This is a genomic window from uncultured Porphyromonas sp. (assembly GCF_900541275.1).
Taxonomy (GTDB): Bacteria; Bacteroidota; Bacteroidia; order Bacteroidales; family Porphyromonadaceae; genus Porphyromonas_A.
This window is the reverse complement of the sequence record NZ_UQJH01000017.1, coordinates 18135-34386: the sequence shown is the minus strand read 5'-3', so window position 1 is coordinate 34386 and position 16252 is coordinate 18135. Positions and strand designations below refer to the sequence as shown.

The window sequence follows — 16252 nt, the reverse complement described above, 5'->3', positions numbered from 1 at the left end:
CCCCTCGGGCGGTGATGTGAGTGCAAAGGTACGAAAGTTTTTCATTCCTGCAAGCGGCCTGGAAAATTCTTTTTCCTGATCCGCTCACCCCGACCTCTGCCGGAGCCTCAGGAGCGTACCCCTCTCGGCTTTGCGAGTGCAAAGGTACAACATTTCTCACTTCCTGCAAGCCCTCTCTCGCATTTGCCATCAAAATTGATGCGCTACACACCTGTATCGTCTTGATTTACAGATAGAAAAAATCCGAAAAGAAATTCACTCAATCTGATCATCTCGCTTGGGCACACGAGATAGGGCTTGGGTTATGTCCTTTATGTGACACCGAGAATAGTCCCTTCAGCCAAGAAACAAAGAGGCGTGGAGGGCAAAAAAAGGACTATGGCTATGGATCTCGCTATCTGATGTAGCGGTCAAAGACGGCCTTGTAGCCATCGACCATGCGGCTCCAGGAGAAGTGGTCGGTGGTGTAGGACTGCCCCCTCCTGCCCCACTCCGCCAGCTCCTGCTGTGGCATCGAGAGGAGCTCGCGGATCTTGGCGACCCAGCAGTCGGGATCCTCGGGAGGAAGGAGGGTGCCATTGGCGCCCTCGATCACCGCCTCGGTGATGCCCTCTATGCCGGAGGCTACGACCCAGGTTCCCCGCACACTTGCCTCGAGAGCGACGAGGCCAAACCCCTCCTGGTCCCCCTCGACAGGGATATTGGGCATCACGAAGAGGTCCGCCAGCGAGTAGAGCGCCATAAGGTCCTCAAAGGAGACCCGCCCCAGGTGATAGACGCCGGGGGTCGTCTCCAGCAGCTCGTCCAGCTCTGCCTCATCGGTGGGTGCCCCGAGGAAGAGTCGCAGGTCATTCCATGGTATGTACCGTGTCACGGACTGCATGAAGGACTGCTCCTGCCGCCGAGGTCCGGTCATCAGCAGCACCACATCGGGTCCGAGAGAGGGTAACACATTCTTGATAAACCACGAGAAGCCCTTCCGCCTCACCGAGCGACCACTGGCGATGATCACCCGCTTGCCACGCACGTCTACCCCTCGCGACAGCAGCTCCTCGATGATCTCCTCCCGGCGATCAGGCTTATCCGCCAGCGACACATCGACGCCATTTGGCACCGTATAGGTGTGCTCGGGGTCAAATCCTCGCTTGAGACACTGCTGGCGGGTGTACTCGCTGACACAGATCGACGCACTGTACTGCTCCAGCTTGGGGATGAGCTTATCCTGATAGAAGTCCAGCGGGAAGGTGACGTCAAGCCCGTGATAAGTGACGACGACAGGGATGTCGAGCTCCTTCTGCATCCAGAGCGAGGCGGAGGCCATCGCCCCGTCATTGAGGTGGATCAACCGTATCTCGGGATGGCTCTCGAGGCACTCCATGATGTGTCGCTTGAGCGCGGCGAGCCAGACCACCTTGGGTTGATCTCCTTTCTTATAGGTAAAGGAGTGGACCTTATAGTAGGTCTTGAGCCCCTTGATGAGCTCATAGCTCTGCCGCTCCATCCCTCCGGTGGAGGGGGGATACTTATGCGAGATACAAAGGATCTCAGGCTTCATTCCGATCATGGGATGTCAGAGTAGTTCATGGTAAAAATAGGTCTACTCCCCACTCCGCACTGCCGGATGACGGCGATAGACCACGAGCGAGGCGATCCCCGCCACTCCGAGCCAGAAGAGCTGACGCCCTCGCCTCATAAGCGAGGCAGCGAGCCACACCTCGTTGCTCTGCACACCGATGAGGTCGAGCATCACCTTATTCCCGTACTCCTCGATACCCAGCTGTCCGGGGATGACCGAGCCGAGGGTCTTGAAGATCCCCACGCCCATCTCCACGGCTATGGCGTCCATCACCGTGACGTGGAGCCCCAGTGTGGTAAAAATGACGAAAAACTCCATTGCTCCGAAGACCCAGTGGACCATACAGAGCCCAAGCGTGAGGCAAAAGCGACGCTTGTGTCGGTGAAAGAACCGTGCCGCCTCGAGATTGGCAGCGTAGGTCTTGCGGATCCGCTCCTCGGAGAGGAGAGACCAGTGCGTCCACCGAGCAAGGCTGTCCACCGTCCGGCCGATCAGCAACCGCGGATGGACGAGCATGCGGAAGAGACCATAAAAGATAAAGGCCATCACCGCCACCGTGCCGAGAGCGACCAGTACGCCCTGCGTCCCACGGATCGAACTCCCCATCAGGATATAGAAGACTGACACGATCGTCATCAGGACATTGGCAAGGATCACTAGCCCCCTATGGGTGAGGACGGAGCTAAGGGCGTGCTCGACAGAGATCCCGTCGCGCCGCATCAGCATCACCTTCACCGTCTCACCGGCAACCACGCCGGTGGGGTTGAAAGGCGCGAGCATGTCACCTATCAGTCGGTAGATAAAGAGCCTCCAGAAGGGCAGGCTCCGCTCCCCGCCGACGCTGAGACAGAGATTCCACGCAGCATTAGATGCCGCATAGGAGATAAAGGACATCAGGACGACTAAGGGGAGCATCACCGGAGTCTTTCGGAGCAGGTCCCCCAGCGCAGAGAAGTCCACCGAGGCGACGAAGCGGACGACCAGCACCATCACCACCACGAGGAGACTCCAGGTGACGACTTTGATGATCCGCTTGGACTTCGCTTCGCCTCGGGGCAAAGGCTTCTTTCTATTGGACATATCCCTTGATCCTGCTCTGCTTCTTTGGTTGGGAGCGTGCAATAATACACTATTTTCCTGATATAGTCATACACTAATGCGCATCAGCATCTTGCAGCAGGGTCGGGGATGGTTGACCATTAGTGAGTAGTCTCACATCGGATGACTCTCGGAGAAACACTTAATTCTGAAAAGGTCTGAATCTGTAACGACAAAGAAACCAATTTGTCATAAGAAAAAGCTAACTTTGGGGCATTAAGTCACCAGAAAACATCACTCAGCATAGTACTGCTATGTCGTCATTCAGTCGTCAAGCCATCCTGCTGCTCGGCATCCTCCTTCTCCTTCCCTTGGTCGCCCTCGGGCAGGGGACCGTCAGGGGTAGGATCACGAGCGCCAACCCCAATGCACCCATCACCGCCGCCACGATCCTTGTTCGGGGGACAGACCCACTGGTCTACACCACGATGGGAGAGGACGGGACCTTTGAGCTCCGTGCACCCATCGGGCGCCAGACGATCGAGGTGCGGAGCATCGGCTTCCTGAGCCGCGAGCTGTCGGTCACCGTGATGCCGACCAAGGAGACGGTCCTCGATGTAGAGCTGGAGCCCCTGGATGTCGTGCTGGGTGAGGTGGTGGTCTCCGCTCCCTACGACAAGAGCAAGACGCTCGACCCGCTGAGCTTCGCCGGGGGGCGGAGCTTCAGCACCGATGAGACCTACCGCTTTGCCTCCTCGCTCGGAGACCCGGCACGTATGGTGCGGAGCTTTGCCGGCGTCATGCCCGCCAACGACAGCCGCAATGACATCATCATCCGTGGCAATAGCCCCATAGGCCTGCAGTGGGTCCTCGATGGCATCGAGGTGCCCAATCTCAATCATTTCAATGCCGGCATCGGTCTCACTGGCGGGCAGGTCTCGATGATCAATACCAACCTGCTGACCAACTCTGACTTCCACCTCAGCGCCTGGCCGGCCCCCTTCGGCAACGCCCTCTCTGGCATCTTTGACCTGACGATGCGCCCCGGCAACACCGCACACCACGAGGGCTGGCTGCAGACAGGCTACGGTGGTCTGGAGCTGGGACTCGAGGGACCAATCCCTGTAGGGAGCGAGTCCAATTACCTCATCTCCTACCGTTACTCCGTTCCGCGGATCATGAGCGGACTGAAGCTGATGAAGCTCCCCGCCGTGCCGGAGTATCAGGACCTGACGGCCAAGGTCACCCTCCACGCCGACGACCGGCACAGTCTCTCCCTCATGACTCTCTGGGGGAAGAGCTTCATCAAGATCGACACAGAGAAAATGGTGTCAGAGAAAGACGCTATGATCGACATCGAGGATGAGGGGGCGCTCGACAGCTACAATCAGCTCATCGACGAGGGCAGTAGCAATCTCATCATCGGCCTCACCCACGATGCCCGGTGGAGCAAGCAGGTGCAGCAGCGCACTACCCTCTCCCTCGTCCGTACGACCCTTGACCTCGATGTCAGGAAGCAACTCAAGGAGAATGGTGAGCTGACGGACAACTACGAGCGGGTGATGAAGGACACCTCCAAGGAGATCAAGTACTCCCTCCACACCGATCTCACCTGGCACCCCGACCTCTCCTCTCTCGTGGTGGCGGGAGCGACAGGAGATATCTATCAGGTGGACTACCACGCTGACATACCGATAGCAACGGATGCGGGCACGGTAAGCGAGAAGGGGCGATTTGGTGTGGTGCGTCTCTATGGTCAGTACCGCTACAAGCCCTCCCAGCGCTGGGCTCTCACCGCAGGTCTCCACGGCATGATGACTACACTCAATATATATAAGACTCTCGAGCCACGCTTGGGACTTATGTACGAGCCGGCGCCGTCCCATATCCTCGGACTGGCGGGAGGGCTCTACAGCCAGCTCCAGCCGAGGACCTTCTACTTCGCCCGCATACCAGGTTCGGACGAGGAGACCAATAGGGACCTTAAGCCGTCTCGTGCCTGGCATGCGGACGCCTACTACGACTGGGCCTTTGCCCCCGACTGGCACCTCAAGGTGGAGGGCTACTACCAGCACCTCTTTGACATCCCGGTGCAGCAGGACCCCACCTCCGCCTGGAGTATGCTCAATGTCGGCGTCTCGGATGACAACTGCATCGTCCCCCTGCCAAGTCTTGTCAATCGCGGAACCGGGCGAAACGTCGGCGTGGAGCTGACGCTGGAGAAATTTATCTCCAAGAATTACTACCTCCTCACCAATGCGACCCTCTTCAGCTCCACCTACACCACCGGCTCCTCCTCCAAGCGGTGGCACACGGCGATGGACAGCGGGTACATCCTCAACCTCACCGGCGGCGGTGAGTACGCCCTCAGCGAGTCGTGGACACTCACGGCAGACCTCAAGAGTACCGTCGCCGGAGGTATGCGCTACACGCCACTCCTGAGGGAGCAGTCTGCAGCCCAGAAGCGCCCCGTCCTCGATGCTGAGCAGAGTAACACCCTCCGGATGAAGCCCTACTTCCGGACCGATATTAAGCTGGGCTTCCGCCACCCGGGAAGACGGATCACGGAGGAGTATGGCCTCGACCTGCAGAATGTCACCAACTACCGCAACGTCATGGCCATGACCTACAACGAGCGGACCAACGACTACACGGCGATGCGGCTCCAGGGCTTCGCCATTATGGCGACCTGGCGCATCAGCTTCACCGTCCGCTGAGCGGCTGCACGGACCGCATCGCGAGAGCCTGACTGTCAGCACGTGGGGGTCCTCCGGATCTAATACCGATATTAGAGTCATCTAATACCGATATTAGGCTTTTCTAATACCGATATTAGATGACTCTAATATCGGTATTAGAAAAGAGCGGTCTGGGATAGGATTGTTGCCTACCTTTGTCGTGAGAGGAGCCGATCGTCTATGTCATCACCTCTCCCGGCTACATACCAACCACTGAACAAGCACTATCCCATGAAGAGAAACCTTATCCTCAGACTATCCCTCGGACTGATCGTCCTCTCCTCACTGCTCTCCTGCAAGGACGGGAGCCGCGAGCCGATCGATATGCACGAGCCGGAAGGGGTCAGGGATACACACGTGGCGATCCGGCTGGAGGACTGGATGGGGAAGCCAGTTATGAACGATGCCCTGGTCAGAGATCTGATGATCTTTGATACCGAGCGAGGCGGCAACCGGATCCCCTACTCCTTTGTCACCAAGGGAAATGACTGCTACATCAACTTCATGGCACCCATTCCCTCCTCCGTGATGAAGGGAGAGAGAAAGGGGACCGTCAAGTCACGGATCAAGATTGCCTACAAGACTCAGAGCATTCCCCTCGAGTGCACCATGACCTTCGCTCACGGACGGGAGGGATACATTATGGACAGCGTCTTCGTGCTGCAGAGCATACGGATCGGCGACAAGATCATCAAGCGTCCGGACAGGGGTCCTCTCCTCATCACACTGAGACTGGACTTCAAGGAGGAGAGGGTGGAAGTGATAGCGAAGTAGGTCTATCGGCACCGGCAAGAGAGAGAGGAGTCGGAGAGAGCGTTTCGCCCTCTCCGACTCCTTTGCGGATGAAAGAGTGGCGAAATTGCTATATTTGTACTCACAGATATAGTAAGATAGAATAGATACTGAGCTATGGATAATAAGGTAGATGTCCTGCTGGGACTGCAGTGGGGCGATGAGGGAAAGGGAAAGGTGGTCGATGTGCTGACCCCCCATTATGATATCGTCGGACGCTTCCAGGGCGGCCCCAATGCCGGTCACACGCTGGAGATCGAGGGCAAGACCCACGTCCTGAGATCTGTGCCGTCGGGAGTCTTCCAGAGCGGGTCTGTCAATATCATCGGTAACGGTGTGGTGCTCGACCCAATCCTCTTCGCCAAGGAGGCCGAGGAGCTGGAGGAGGCCGGCGTGGTGCTCCACGAGCGGCTGCGCATTGCTCGCAAGACCCACCTCATACTGCCGACCCATCGTCTCCTCGATGCTGCCAATGAGCAGGCCAAGGGAAGCACAAAGATCGGTACCACCGGCAAGGGCATCGGACCGACCTACACCGATAAGATCAGTCGCAACGGACTTCGCGTCGGCGACATCGAGACCCCTGACTTCCGCGCCAAGTACGAGGCTCATCGGGAGCGTCATCGCCGCATGCTGTGCGACCTGCTGGGTCACGACCCTCTCCAGGAGGCCTCCTTTGCTGAGCTGGAGAGAGAGTTCTTCGACGCGATTGAGAAGCTGAGAGCCTACAAGCTGATCAACTGCGAGTACTTTGTCAATGACGCCCTCCGCGAGGGCAAGCATGTGCTCGCCGAGGGGGCGCAGGGCAGTCTGCTGGACATCGACTACGGCTCCTACCCCTTCGTCACCTCCTCCACCACGATCGCCTCGGGCTGCTGTGCCGGCTTCGGTGTGGCACCGTCCCGGATCGGTCGGGTATTTGGGATCTTCAAGGCCTACTGCACTCGCGTCGGCGAGGGGCCCTTCCCGACAGAGCTCTTCGATGAGACCGGGGACGAGATGAGCCGCGTGGGACACGAGTACGGCGCGGTCACCGGACGGAAGCGCCGCTGTGGCTGGATCGATCTCGTGACGCTCAAGTACACCACCATGCTCAGCGGTGTCACCGACCTGATCATGACCAAGGGCGACGTGCTGGGAGGCTTCGAGGAGATCAAGGTCTGCACGAAGTACCGGGTCAATGGGAAGGAGACGACGGAGTACCCCTTTGACATCAATGCCGAGATCGAGCCGATCTACACCACCCTGCCCGGCTGGAAGTGCGACCTCACTGGCATCACCCGAGCTGAGGATCTACCGGAGGCCTTCACCTCCTTCATGCGCTTCATCGAGAGGGAGTTGGGGGCACCCATCTCCATCGTCTCTGTCGGTCCGGACCGCAAGCAGACCATCATCCTGAGAGAGATCTGATCGACCATGACCGGCTCCACAAGCACACTCCTCTGGATCCTCCTCTTCGTGGTGATGATCGTCGGGATGATCATCCAGAGGAGCCTGACGTCAAAATTCCGCAAGTACAGCAAGATCCCCCTCCACGACGGACTCACCGGCAAGGAGGTGGCTGAGAAGATGCTTCGCGAGAGTGGCATCACCGATGTGGAGGTGCGCCCGACGCAAGGGATGCTGACAGACTTCTACAACCCCGGCGACCGGACGATCAACCTCAGCGAGGGGGTCTACTCCTCAAGGAGCGTCGCCGCCGCTGCCGTAGCGGCACACGAGACTGGGCATGCCCTGCAGCACCACGTGGGGTACAGCATGCTCCGCCTGCGGACAGCTCTGGTACCTGTGGTCACCTTCTCCTCCAATATCCTCAGCATCGTGCTGCTTGCCGGGCTGCTATTAGTGCGGGTCTTCCCCCAGCTGCTCCTCTTCGGGATCATCCTCTTTGCCGCGACGACGCTCTTCAGCTTCGTCACCCTGCCTGTGGAGATCGATGCGAGTAGACGCGCTCTCGGCTGGCTGGAGCGAAGCGGGGTAACTGGTCCTGAGGACCACAAGTACGCCGTCAGTGCGCTACGTAGCGCCGCCTACACCTACGTGATTGCGGCAGTAGGATCGCTTGCAACTCTGCTTTACTACATATCGATATATAGCGGTAGTAGGAGGTGAAAAAAGTATTTCTCCCCCGGATGTGCTTTGTTTTCTCAATAAAAAGAGTACATTTGTGGACAAGTCCGTAGCTTCGACTGCGGAGGAGTATGACGAAACCAACAAAAAACTCTATAACTTACAAGTAGCATGAGCAATAACATGAACGTCGAGGACCGTCAGGTCAAGAAGACTAAGCGTGCTGACCTTGAGAAAAACAAGGGCACGTACTTCTTGATGGGCTTGCTCGTCTCCCTGGGTCTCGTGTTTGTAGCCTTTGAGTGGGGTACACACGACGTCAAGGTGGACGATGTACAGTCTGACGCAGTCATCGAGGAAGTCGAGGACATTATGATCACGCCACCCGACGAGACCCCTCCCCCACCCCCCGAGCCCGAGGAGGCTCCGGTGAATGTGGAGATCCTCCAGGTCGTCGAGGATGACGTCAAGGTTGCCGATGTGGAGATCGCCTCTGTGGACGACTCCTTCGACAAGCTGCAGCAGACCTTTACTCCGCCGGCACCTGCACAGCAGGGTCGTAAGCAGGAGAAGGTAGAGGAGGAGCAGATCTTCGAGTTCCTCGAGGAGATGCCAGAGTTCCCCGGCGGTCAGACCGCTATGCTGAAGTGGCTCAATGACCACGTGAAGTATCCTGCCATCGCCGCTGAGAATAACATCCAGGGCAAGGTAATGGTCAGCTTCGTCGTGGAGCGCGACGGCTCTGTCTCCAATGTAAAGATTGCCCGCGGTGTAGACCCCTCTCTTGATAAGGAGGCCGTCCGCGTCGTGGAGTCTATGCCGAAGTGGAAGCCCGGTATGCAGACTGGTAAGCCGGTTCGCTGCCGCTTCAATCTCCCTGTGACCTTCAAGCTTCGCTAATCCAAGACTCTACCATGTCAGTCCTTGCCCTCAGACCGCAGAGCAGCACGCTCAATCGCTGGTGGTGGCTCCGATATACGACTGTATACCGGAGCAGGACTGCTGATGTCTCTATAGGTATGATCTAAGAGACTCATAGGGACGGGAGAGAAATCCCGATACCATACAAGAGCAGGAGACATCCGGTACGCCGGTTGTCTCCTGCTCCTTTATTTTACATCCATATCAGCGGGACCTTGCATCCCTTTCGTCGCTGCAAGATCCTATCCCGAGACACATTTTTTTCCATACATCATGAAGCAAAAGAAAATCATCCTCCCCGAGAGCGAGATCCCCACAGAGTGGTACAATATCCAGGCTGAGATGCCCACCAAGCCACTCCCCATGCTCGACCCGAAGAGCCTCCGACCGATCACCGCCGAGGACCTCTACCCGATATTTGTCGAGGAGTCGGCCAGGCAAGAGCTCAATCAGCGAGACGCCTGGATAGCAATACCGGAGAAGGTGAGAGAGAAGTACCGGATGTACCGAAGCACGCCACTCGTACGCGCCTACGAGCTGGAGCGGGCACTGGACACGCCGGCGCACATTTACTTCAAGGACGAGGGTGGCAGTCCCTGCGGCTCGCACAAGCTCAATAGCGCCCTCGCCCAGGCCTACTATGCCAAGGAGCAGGGCATCACCAACGTCACCACTGAGACCGGTGCCGGTCAGTGGGGCAGCGCCCTCTCGCTGGCGAGTAGGATCTACGGACTGGAGTGCGCCATCTATCAGGTACGAGTGAGCTACGAGCAGAAGCCCTCACGCCGGACAATGATGCAGGTCTACGGCGCTCAGCTCACCCCCTCGCCCAGCATGAGCACCCGGGCGGGGAAGGATGTGCTGACGCGAGACCCCGACAACCCCGGCTCCCTCGGCATGGCGATCTCCGAGGCGATAGAGCTGGCACGCACCACACCCAATACCAAGTACCTCCTCGGGTCGGTGATGAACCATGTGGGACTGCACCAGACGGTCATCGGGCTGGAGGCGGAGCGACAGATGGCGCTGGCAGGAGAGCGGCCGGACGTGGTGATCGCCTGCTTCGGTGGCGGCTCCAACTTCAGCGGGATGATCTTCCCCTTCCTTCGCCACACCCTCCGCAACGGCGCCACCACCCGCTACGTGGCCGTGGAGCCGAGCTCCTGCCCCAAGCTCACGCGAGGGCGCTTCGCCTACGACTATGGTGACGAGGCGGGCTACACGCCGCTCATCCCGATGTACACGCTGGGGCATAGCTTCGTCCCCTCAGCCATCCACGCCGGAGGACTGCGCTACCACGGCGGTGGGTCAGCCTTCTCGCAGCTGCTCAGGGACGACTACATAGAGGCGATGGATGTGGATCAGATAGAGAGCTTCCGTGCCGGCATGCTCTTTGCCCGGACGGAGGGGATCATCCCCGCCCCCGAGAGCTGCCACGCCATCGCAGGAGCGATCCGCGAGGCGGAGCGGTGCAAGAGGGATGGGAAGGCTGAGACGATCCTCTTCTGCCTCTCGGGCCACGGTCAGCTCGAGATATCCGCCTACGAGCAGTACATCCGCCACACGCTCACCGGTGGCTCGCCCACCGATGAGGAGTTGCGCGCCGGGCTGAGGGATCTCCCCGAGGTGCCGGCGGATGCGATCGACTGACGGGACAATTGGGATAAAAAAAGGGGGGCTGTACCGGATACCCGGCACAGCCCCCCTTTGTATCGTGGTCTATAGGGTCACTCCATGGTCAGGTCCTCATCGCGAAAGAAGTGACGCATCATCGTGACGTCCTGAGTCTTCCAGGCGACATACGGCTCACTGATATGGAGGAGGTAGCTCCTGACAGCCGATGAGAAGACCTTAGTAGCGAGCTTCTGAATGCCTGGGATATGGCGACTGAGCTGGTAGTAGTAGTCTGCCAGTGTGTCGGTGCGGAAGTGGACAATGTCCTCCAGATCCTTCCCGTCAGCGAAGTAGCCGCAGTGGAAGTTTTTCGTAGCAAAAGCCCTGCTCGGGAAGTCAAAGTCGCCCAGCCCGTAGATCTTGAAGTTTCGGGTCAGGAACTCCCGGTAGGTGGTGGTGCACTCCTTCCCACCCCCGAGATTGAAGGTGCGCCCATCGAGCTCATCTAAGTGATCCAGAGCATTGACAAAGGCGCGGGCGGTGTCGGCCGGGGTGCAGATCTCCAGCGTCGTATCGAGCGGCATGTGAAACATAATCCCGGACATCGTGTGATTCTCAGCACCCATAATAGCACTGAGACGGAAGATGGTGTATCGTAGCCCCGACTCCCGGATCAGCTGCTCCATAGCGAGCTTAGTCTGGGCGTAGTGGTCCCCCTCGGAGGGCTGGACGGGGTCGGTGACCCGGATCATGGGGTCCTCGACCCGATCACCGTAGACCGAGACGCTGGAGGCCATAGCGATGAAAGCCTCCGGTGCATGAGCCCTCAATACCTGCAGGAGGTTATTGGTTCCCTCGACATTGATCTTATTGGCGAGGTCAGGATTCAGATCCGCAGCCGGAGGGATGATCGCAGCGAGGTGGACGACGTAGTCCACTCCCGTGCAAGCCTCCACGAGTGTCTCCGGCTTGGTGATGTCTCCATAGAAGGGCTCAATGTGCCCCTGCAGCTGATCGAAGAGGTCGCGATTTTGCGGAGTGGCGAGGTCAAAGGCTCGCACCTCCACATCGGGGCGGAAGCGCACAAAGCCCCTAAGTACCCGGGAGCCAATGGTCCCACCAGCACCGGTGACGAGGACTCTCTTGCGTGAACCACTGGAGTAATATCTCTTATTCATAACCTGATTTTCTATATTCGTGATCGATAGGTATTACAAATGTAATGCATTTGGGGCAAACGACATTTGATCACTGCCCCTTTTCACCCTCTGTCCGTCTCGTACCATCACTAGCTCGCTAAGGGTGCGATTTTTCGGTTCCACCTCGATCCTGGTCGCGATGCGCTCCCTGAGCGCCTGTACGTGGCTGATGAGTACGATCCGCCGATCCATCCGCTCGTGCAGCTGCTCCAGAGCCTGCATCACCTGGTCCAGACTCTTAGGGTCGAGCGTACCAAAGCCCTCATCGATGAACAGGGTGTCCACCACACTCTCCCCACGCAGGCGAGAGAGGGCGAGTGAGAGACTGAGTGCCACCATAAAGCTCTCGCCTCCCGACAGGATCGTCACGCTCTGAGGAGGCTGACTCATCTCGGGGTCCTCAACGAGGATGGCCGATGACAGGGAGGTGGTCGTGAGGCGATACTTGCCTCCTAAGTCGACCAAAAACTCATTGGCCGACTCCAGCAGGTACCTGAGGATGTAGCCCTGTGCGATGCCCCGTAGCTTCTTCCCCTCCGCATCGCCGAGGCGATCCGAGAGGGTCTTCCACTTTTGCACCCTCTCGCTCAGCTTCTTAGTCTCTTCATTGAGTTTGTTGAGCCTCTCAAGGCTGTCGTTGTAATCTTTAAGAGTTTTCTCAGCATCTCCCAGCTCCTTGTTTTTTGCCTGCATCGTCTCTATGCAGTCATTGATGCTAGACTGTACAGAGGAGGAGGCGTGCTTATCCAGGTCGGGATGTAGTGCTCTGAGAGACTTTAGCGCTTCTTCGGATTCCCTTTTGTCCCTGGCAGACCTACCGAGATCTGCGCAGATTTTTACGAGTGCATCATTGACTTCCTTCGGGTCTGGCTCGCTCCCATCTGTGACAGGTGTAGGTAGTGTGTCGGTAAAGGCAGGTCTCAGGCTCTCGCACACTATCTCGTCCATACGCCTGAGGTGGTCGGAGAGATTATGAATCTCTCTCTTCATATCGGATGATGTCTCTTCCTTAGAGCGATAGTCCTTAGCTTCGCTAGTCAGTCTCTCGGCCAACTTACTGAGATCGGACCGCAGCAGCTCTTTTGTACTCGAATAGGTGAGCCCCTCTATCAGCTCTTTAGTCAGCGAGGCGATATCCTTGCGAAGTGACTTGCAGGTCGTGCTGTGACCCTTGCAAGTGCTTTGCCGAGCAGTTAGAGTTTTCCACTCCTCATCTTGCTCTTTTCTCTTGCACTTAGCTTTCTTTTCTAGATCGGCAACCGCCCTTGCTGCCTTATCAAGCTCGTCCTTAAGGTTCTTGACCTCCTGCAGGCTCTTATTGATCTTATCCAGTCCTGACTCGATGTCCCTAAGTCTCTTCTCGATCTCAGTCTCAGACTGACCGATAGGGAAGTCACCAGGATGCTTGCTCTGCCATTTCTTGACCTCCTGCTCCTTGCTTTTGATCTGGCCGTTGAGGTTAGCGACCTTGAGAGATTTCTCATTATAATCAGTCTCTGCCGCTTCCAGCTGCTTGAGAGAGGCATCGTACTCCTCCTTGAGGGGACGAAGCAACTCCTCCAAGTCCTCATCCCGAGGCACCTCATGGACAATCTGATGGCAGACAGGGCATCGATCCCCCACAGAGAGATCAAGCCTGAGACTCTTGGCATAGTTTCCGACCGATGCCTTCATTTTGTCCAATCGATTGCGATCGCTCTCCAGCTTTTTCGTAGCCTCTTCAAGTTCCTTTTCAGAGTCCTTGCTCTCTGACTCTGCATCCGCTTTCTTAGTATTGAGGTCAAGCAGCTCCCGGGATGCCTCATTGGCGGACTTGAGGTCCGTCAAGTACTCCTTCTGCGTGCGCAGATCTGTCTCATTGAGGGCGTTTAGCTTGTCTTGAAGCGTTGCTTTCTTTTTCCGCTTTTCTTCAGCTGTCTGCTCTATGTCTTGGAGCTCTTTTTGTATTTCGTTCAGCTTCCTTTCGCTCTGCCTTCGCTCTTGATAGGCTTTTTTCTTCTTCTCGATTGTCTGAGTGCACTCACTTCGCTTGCGTGAGAGATCCTTGAGTGACTTAGCCAAGCTATCAGCCTTATCGTACATGGGGATGTGCTCCGAGAGCGAAGACAGCTCATCCTGTATCTTTTGTTGCTCGGACTTCTTAGCCTCGCAGATACTTCGGATGCTCGCTATCTCTCCCAGTCTATGGGCATAGTCATCCCTCAGGGTCACCCGCTCCTTGTCGCACTTATCTATAGTATCTTGATGATGCTCTACATCTCTGCAGACGTCCAACAGCTTGTCCAGTATGCCTTTTTCCTCAGTCAGTTGCTTGATCTCTTGCTCCAGCTCTTTCTGCTTTTTCTTGCACTCTGAGACCTGCTCCGGAGTAGGAGGAGCCAAAAGCTCTATTTCACGCTGGAGATCGTCATACTGCTGCTCGTACCACTTAGTGATCCGGTAGATCTTCTTACCGTAGTCTGAGCACTCCTCCATGCCGGTGAGCCGCTCTAAGATTGAGGAGCGTGTACCCTCGTCACTAAAGAGAAACCGGGTAAAGTCGCCCTGAGCCAACAAAACAGTCTGGGAGAAGTCTTTGTACGAGAGTCCGACGACCTTCTCGATCTCCTCCTTCACCCCCTTGGTGATCACTACACCATCCTTCTTGGCGAGAGACCTTTGGGGTGGCTGGAGGGCTCCATCGTGCTCACCTCTGGCACGACGAATCCTCCACGTAGCCTTGTACTCGTCCTCGGAAGTGGTCGTAAATGTGAGACAGCAGGAGGCATACGCGGTGCCACGTCGCATCAGCTGAGCGACGTCACCCGAGCTGAAGACCTCCTCACCGGAGGTATACTTCTCTGACTTACTCCGACTGAGACGAGGACTGCACCCATAGAGGGCGAGGCAGATCGCATCGAGGATGGTCGACTTACCGGCGCCGGTATTGCCGCAGATAAGCACGAGACCACTTGACCCCAAGTCCTTCTCAAAGTCTATCCTCGCCTCCTCGAGGGAGAGAAGGTTGTGGATCTCTAGGGTTTTCAGTCGTATCATATCGCGATCCCTTCTTGCTCACATACTTCATCAATGGTGCCGAAGAGGTCAAGCAGCTCCTTTCGCCCCTCCTCGGAGAGGTCCGGTTGATCCTCCAGGTACATCTCCACGATCCTCTGCGGGGAGTAGGTATTCAGCTCGTCGGGGCTGACCATACGCTGCTCCACTCTCTCCGCTGCCACCGACTCGGGGTACTCCATCATGACCGTGCAGTACCGAGCACTCTTCCCCTCGAGAGCCTTAGTGGCCTGCTCGAGGTAGTCAAAGGGGAGTGGCGCATCCCCATTCACCTTCACGTGAAGCCGGATATAAGCCTGCTCATCAGCGTCCATAGTGCGAAGCAGATCGATTGCATCACTGTAGGAGACCGCCTGCTCAGGTAGGGTGAGAAGGGGACGGGCAGTAGTCAGAGCCCTAAAGTCTACCCTTGGCGCCTTCCCCTTATGCAGCTCCACCACCAGTACACCATGCTCCTCCGGCTCATCAAAGGAGATCGGCAGTGGCGAACCTGAGTAGTGAGCCTGATTGCTCAGCTGCTGTCGCCTATGGATATGCCCCAGCGCCAGGTAGTCGTACCCTATGCCGACGTCAGAGAGGGCCATCGCCTCACTGCCACCCACGATGTCACGGGGCTGGCGGGTACCATTGAGCTGCACGCCAGACAGGTAAAGGTGCGCCATCAGGACCGTCGGCAGGCTCTCCCGACTCAGTTGCTCGCTGACGCTCTGGAAAAAGCACTTCTGCCGATCCTCTACCCGATCGCCCTCCCGGTGGGGAAAATTGGCGGGGTAGCAAAAGGGGATCGCCATCACCACCCCTTTCCCCTCTATCTCGATGCGATTGCGCTCAAGGGTGGGGTCGATCGTGCCTATCAGGTGGATCCTGTGGGAGAGCCAGGGCGGCGCGGCTGCCTCCAGCCTGAGACCGCTATCGTGATTGCCCGCCGTGAGGATGATCTCCGTCTCGGGAGAGGCTTCGTGGAGGCTCAGCAGGGCGGTATTGAGTTGCTTGACAGCGGCATTGGAGGGCATATACGAGTCGTACACGTCCCCACTCACTAAGAGCGCATCAGGCTTCTCTTTCTCCATCAGATCGGCAAGCTGAGTGAAGAAGCAGTCAAACTCCTCCTCTCGGTCGTAGCCATAGAGCTCATGCCCGATATGCCAGTCGGCGGTGTGAATAATCTTCATAGGGTGCAGGTCTAAGGTGTCAGTAAATATAGCGAAAAGAGCCGTCTCCCTCCACAGCTAAGGGGATCCTGATCATCG

The 16252-nt window shown here is 57.3% G+C and carries 11 protein-coding genes; 6 read left to right on the top strand and 5 right to left on the bottom strand.

Annotation, left to right across the window (positions count from 1 at the left end):
* Positions 1-394: 394 nt before the first annotated feature.
* Positions 395-1564, bottom strand: a complete 1170-nt coding sequence (locus QZR17_RS06835; protein WP_297129314.1) for a glycosyltransferase family 4 protein — start codon at positions 1562-1564, stop codon at positions 395-397.
* A 33-nt stretch (positions 1565-1597) separates the two neighbouring features.
* Entirely contained in the window at positions 1598-2656 is a 1059-nt protein-coding gene (locus tag QZR17_RS06830; RefSeq protein ID WP_297129311.1) for a lysylphosphatidylglycerol synthase transmembrane domain-containing protein, read from the bottom strand.
* Between the two features lie 272 nt (positions 2657-2928).
* Here QZR17_RS06830 and QZR17_RS06825 point away from each other — a divergent pair, with 272 nt between their 5' ends.
* From QZR17_RS06825 to QZR17_RS06800, 6 genes are all read left to right on the top strand, one after another.
* A complete protein-coding gene (locus tag QZR17_RS06825; RefSeq protein ID WP_297129307.1) occupies positions 2929-5331 on the top strand; it encodes a TonB-dependent receptor in 2403 nt (800 codons plus the stop codon).
* A gap of 252 nt (positions 5332-5583) precedes the next feature.
* Positions 5584-6126 (top strand): hypothetical protein, encoded by a 543-nt coding sequence (locus tag QZR17_RS06820; protein WP_297129304.1) that lies wholly within the window; start codon positions 5584-5586, stop codon positions 6124-6126.
* Positions 6127-6261: 135 nt separating this feature from the next.
* The gene (locus QZR17_RS06815; protein ID WP_296158829.1) at positions 6262-7554 is read left to right on the top strand and encodes an adenylosuccinate synthase; all 1293 of its coding nucleotides are present in this window, start codon (positions 6262-6264) and stop codon (positions 7552-7554) included.
* Positions 7555-7560: 6 nt separating this feature from the next.
* Entirely contained in the window at positions 7561-8256 is a 696-nt protein-coding gene (locus QZR17_RS06810) for a zinc metallopeptidase (protein WP_297129302.1), read from the top strand.
* Positions 8257-8385: 129 nt separating this feature from the next.
* The gene (locus tag QZR17_RS06805; RefSeq protein WP_297129300.1) at positions 8386-9114 is read left to right on the top strand and encodes an energy transducer TonB; all 729 of its coding nucleotides are present in this window, start codon (positions 8386-8388) and stop codon (positions 9112-9114) included.
* Between the two features lie 294 nt (positions 9115-9408).
* A complete protein-coding gene (locus QZR17_RS06800) occupies positions 9409-10785 on the top strand; it encodes a TrpB-like pyridoxal phosphate-dependent enzyme (RefSeq protein ID WP_297129297.1) in 1377 nt (458 codons plus the stop codon).
* Positions 10786-10862: 77 nt separating this feature from the next.
* Here the strand turns inward: QZR17_RS06800 and QZR17_RS06795 are convergent, their stop codons facing one another.
* The 3 genes from QZR17_RS06795 to QZR17_RS06785 are packed head-to-tail and all read right to left on the bottom strand — an operon-like array spanning position 10863 to position 16174.
* Positions 10863-11927: an NAD(P)-dependent oxidoreductase gene (locus tag QZR17_RS06795; RefSeq protein ID WP_297129295.1), complete on the bottom strand. Its 1065-nt coding sequence runs from the start codon at positions 11925-11927 to the stop codon at positions 10863-10865.
* A gap of 33 nt (positions 11928-11960) precedes the next feature.
* Positions 11961-14984, bottom strand: coding sequence for an SMC family ATPase (locus QZR17_RS06790; RefSeq protein WP_297129292.1), 3024 nt, complete (start codon positions 14982-14984; stop codon positions 11961-11963).
* The gene (locus QZR17_RS06785) at positions 14981-16174 is read right to left on the bottom strand and encodes an exonuclease SbcCD subunit D (RefSeq protein WP_297129290.1); all 1194 of its coding nucleotides are present in this window, start codon (positions 16172-16174) and stop codon (positions 14981-14983) included. The genes QZR17_RS06790 and QZR17_RS06785 overlap by 4 nt, the downstream gene beginning before the upstream one ends.
* Between the last annotated feature and the right edge of the window lie 78 nt (positions 16175-16252).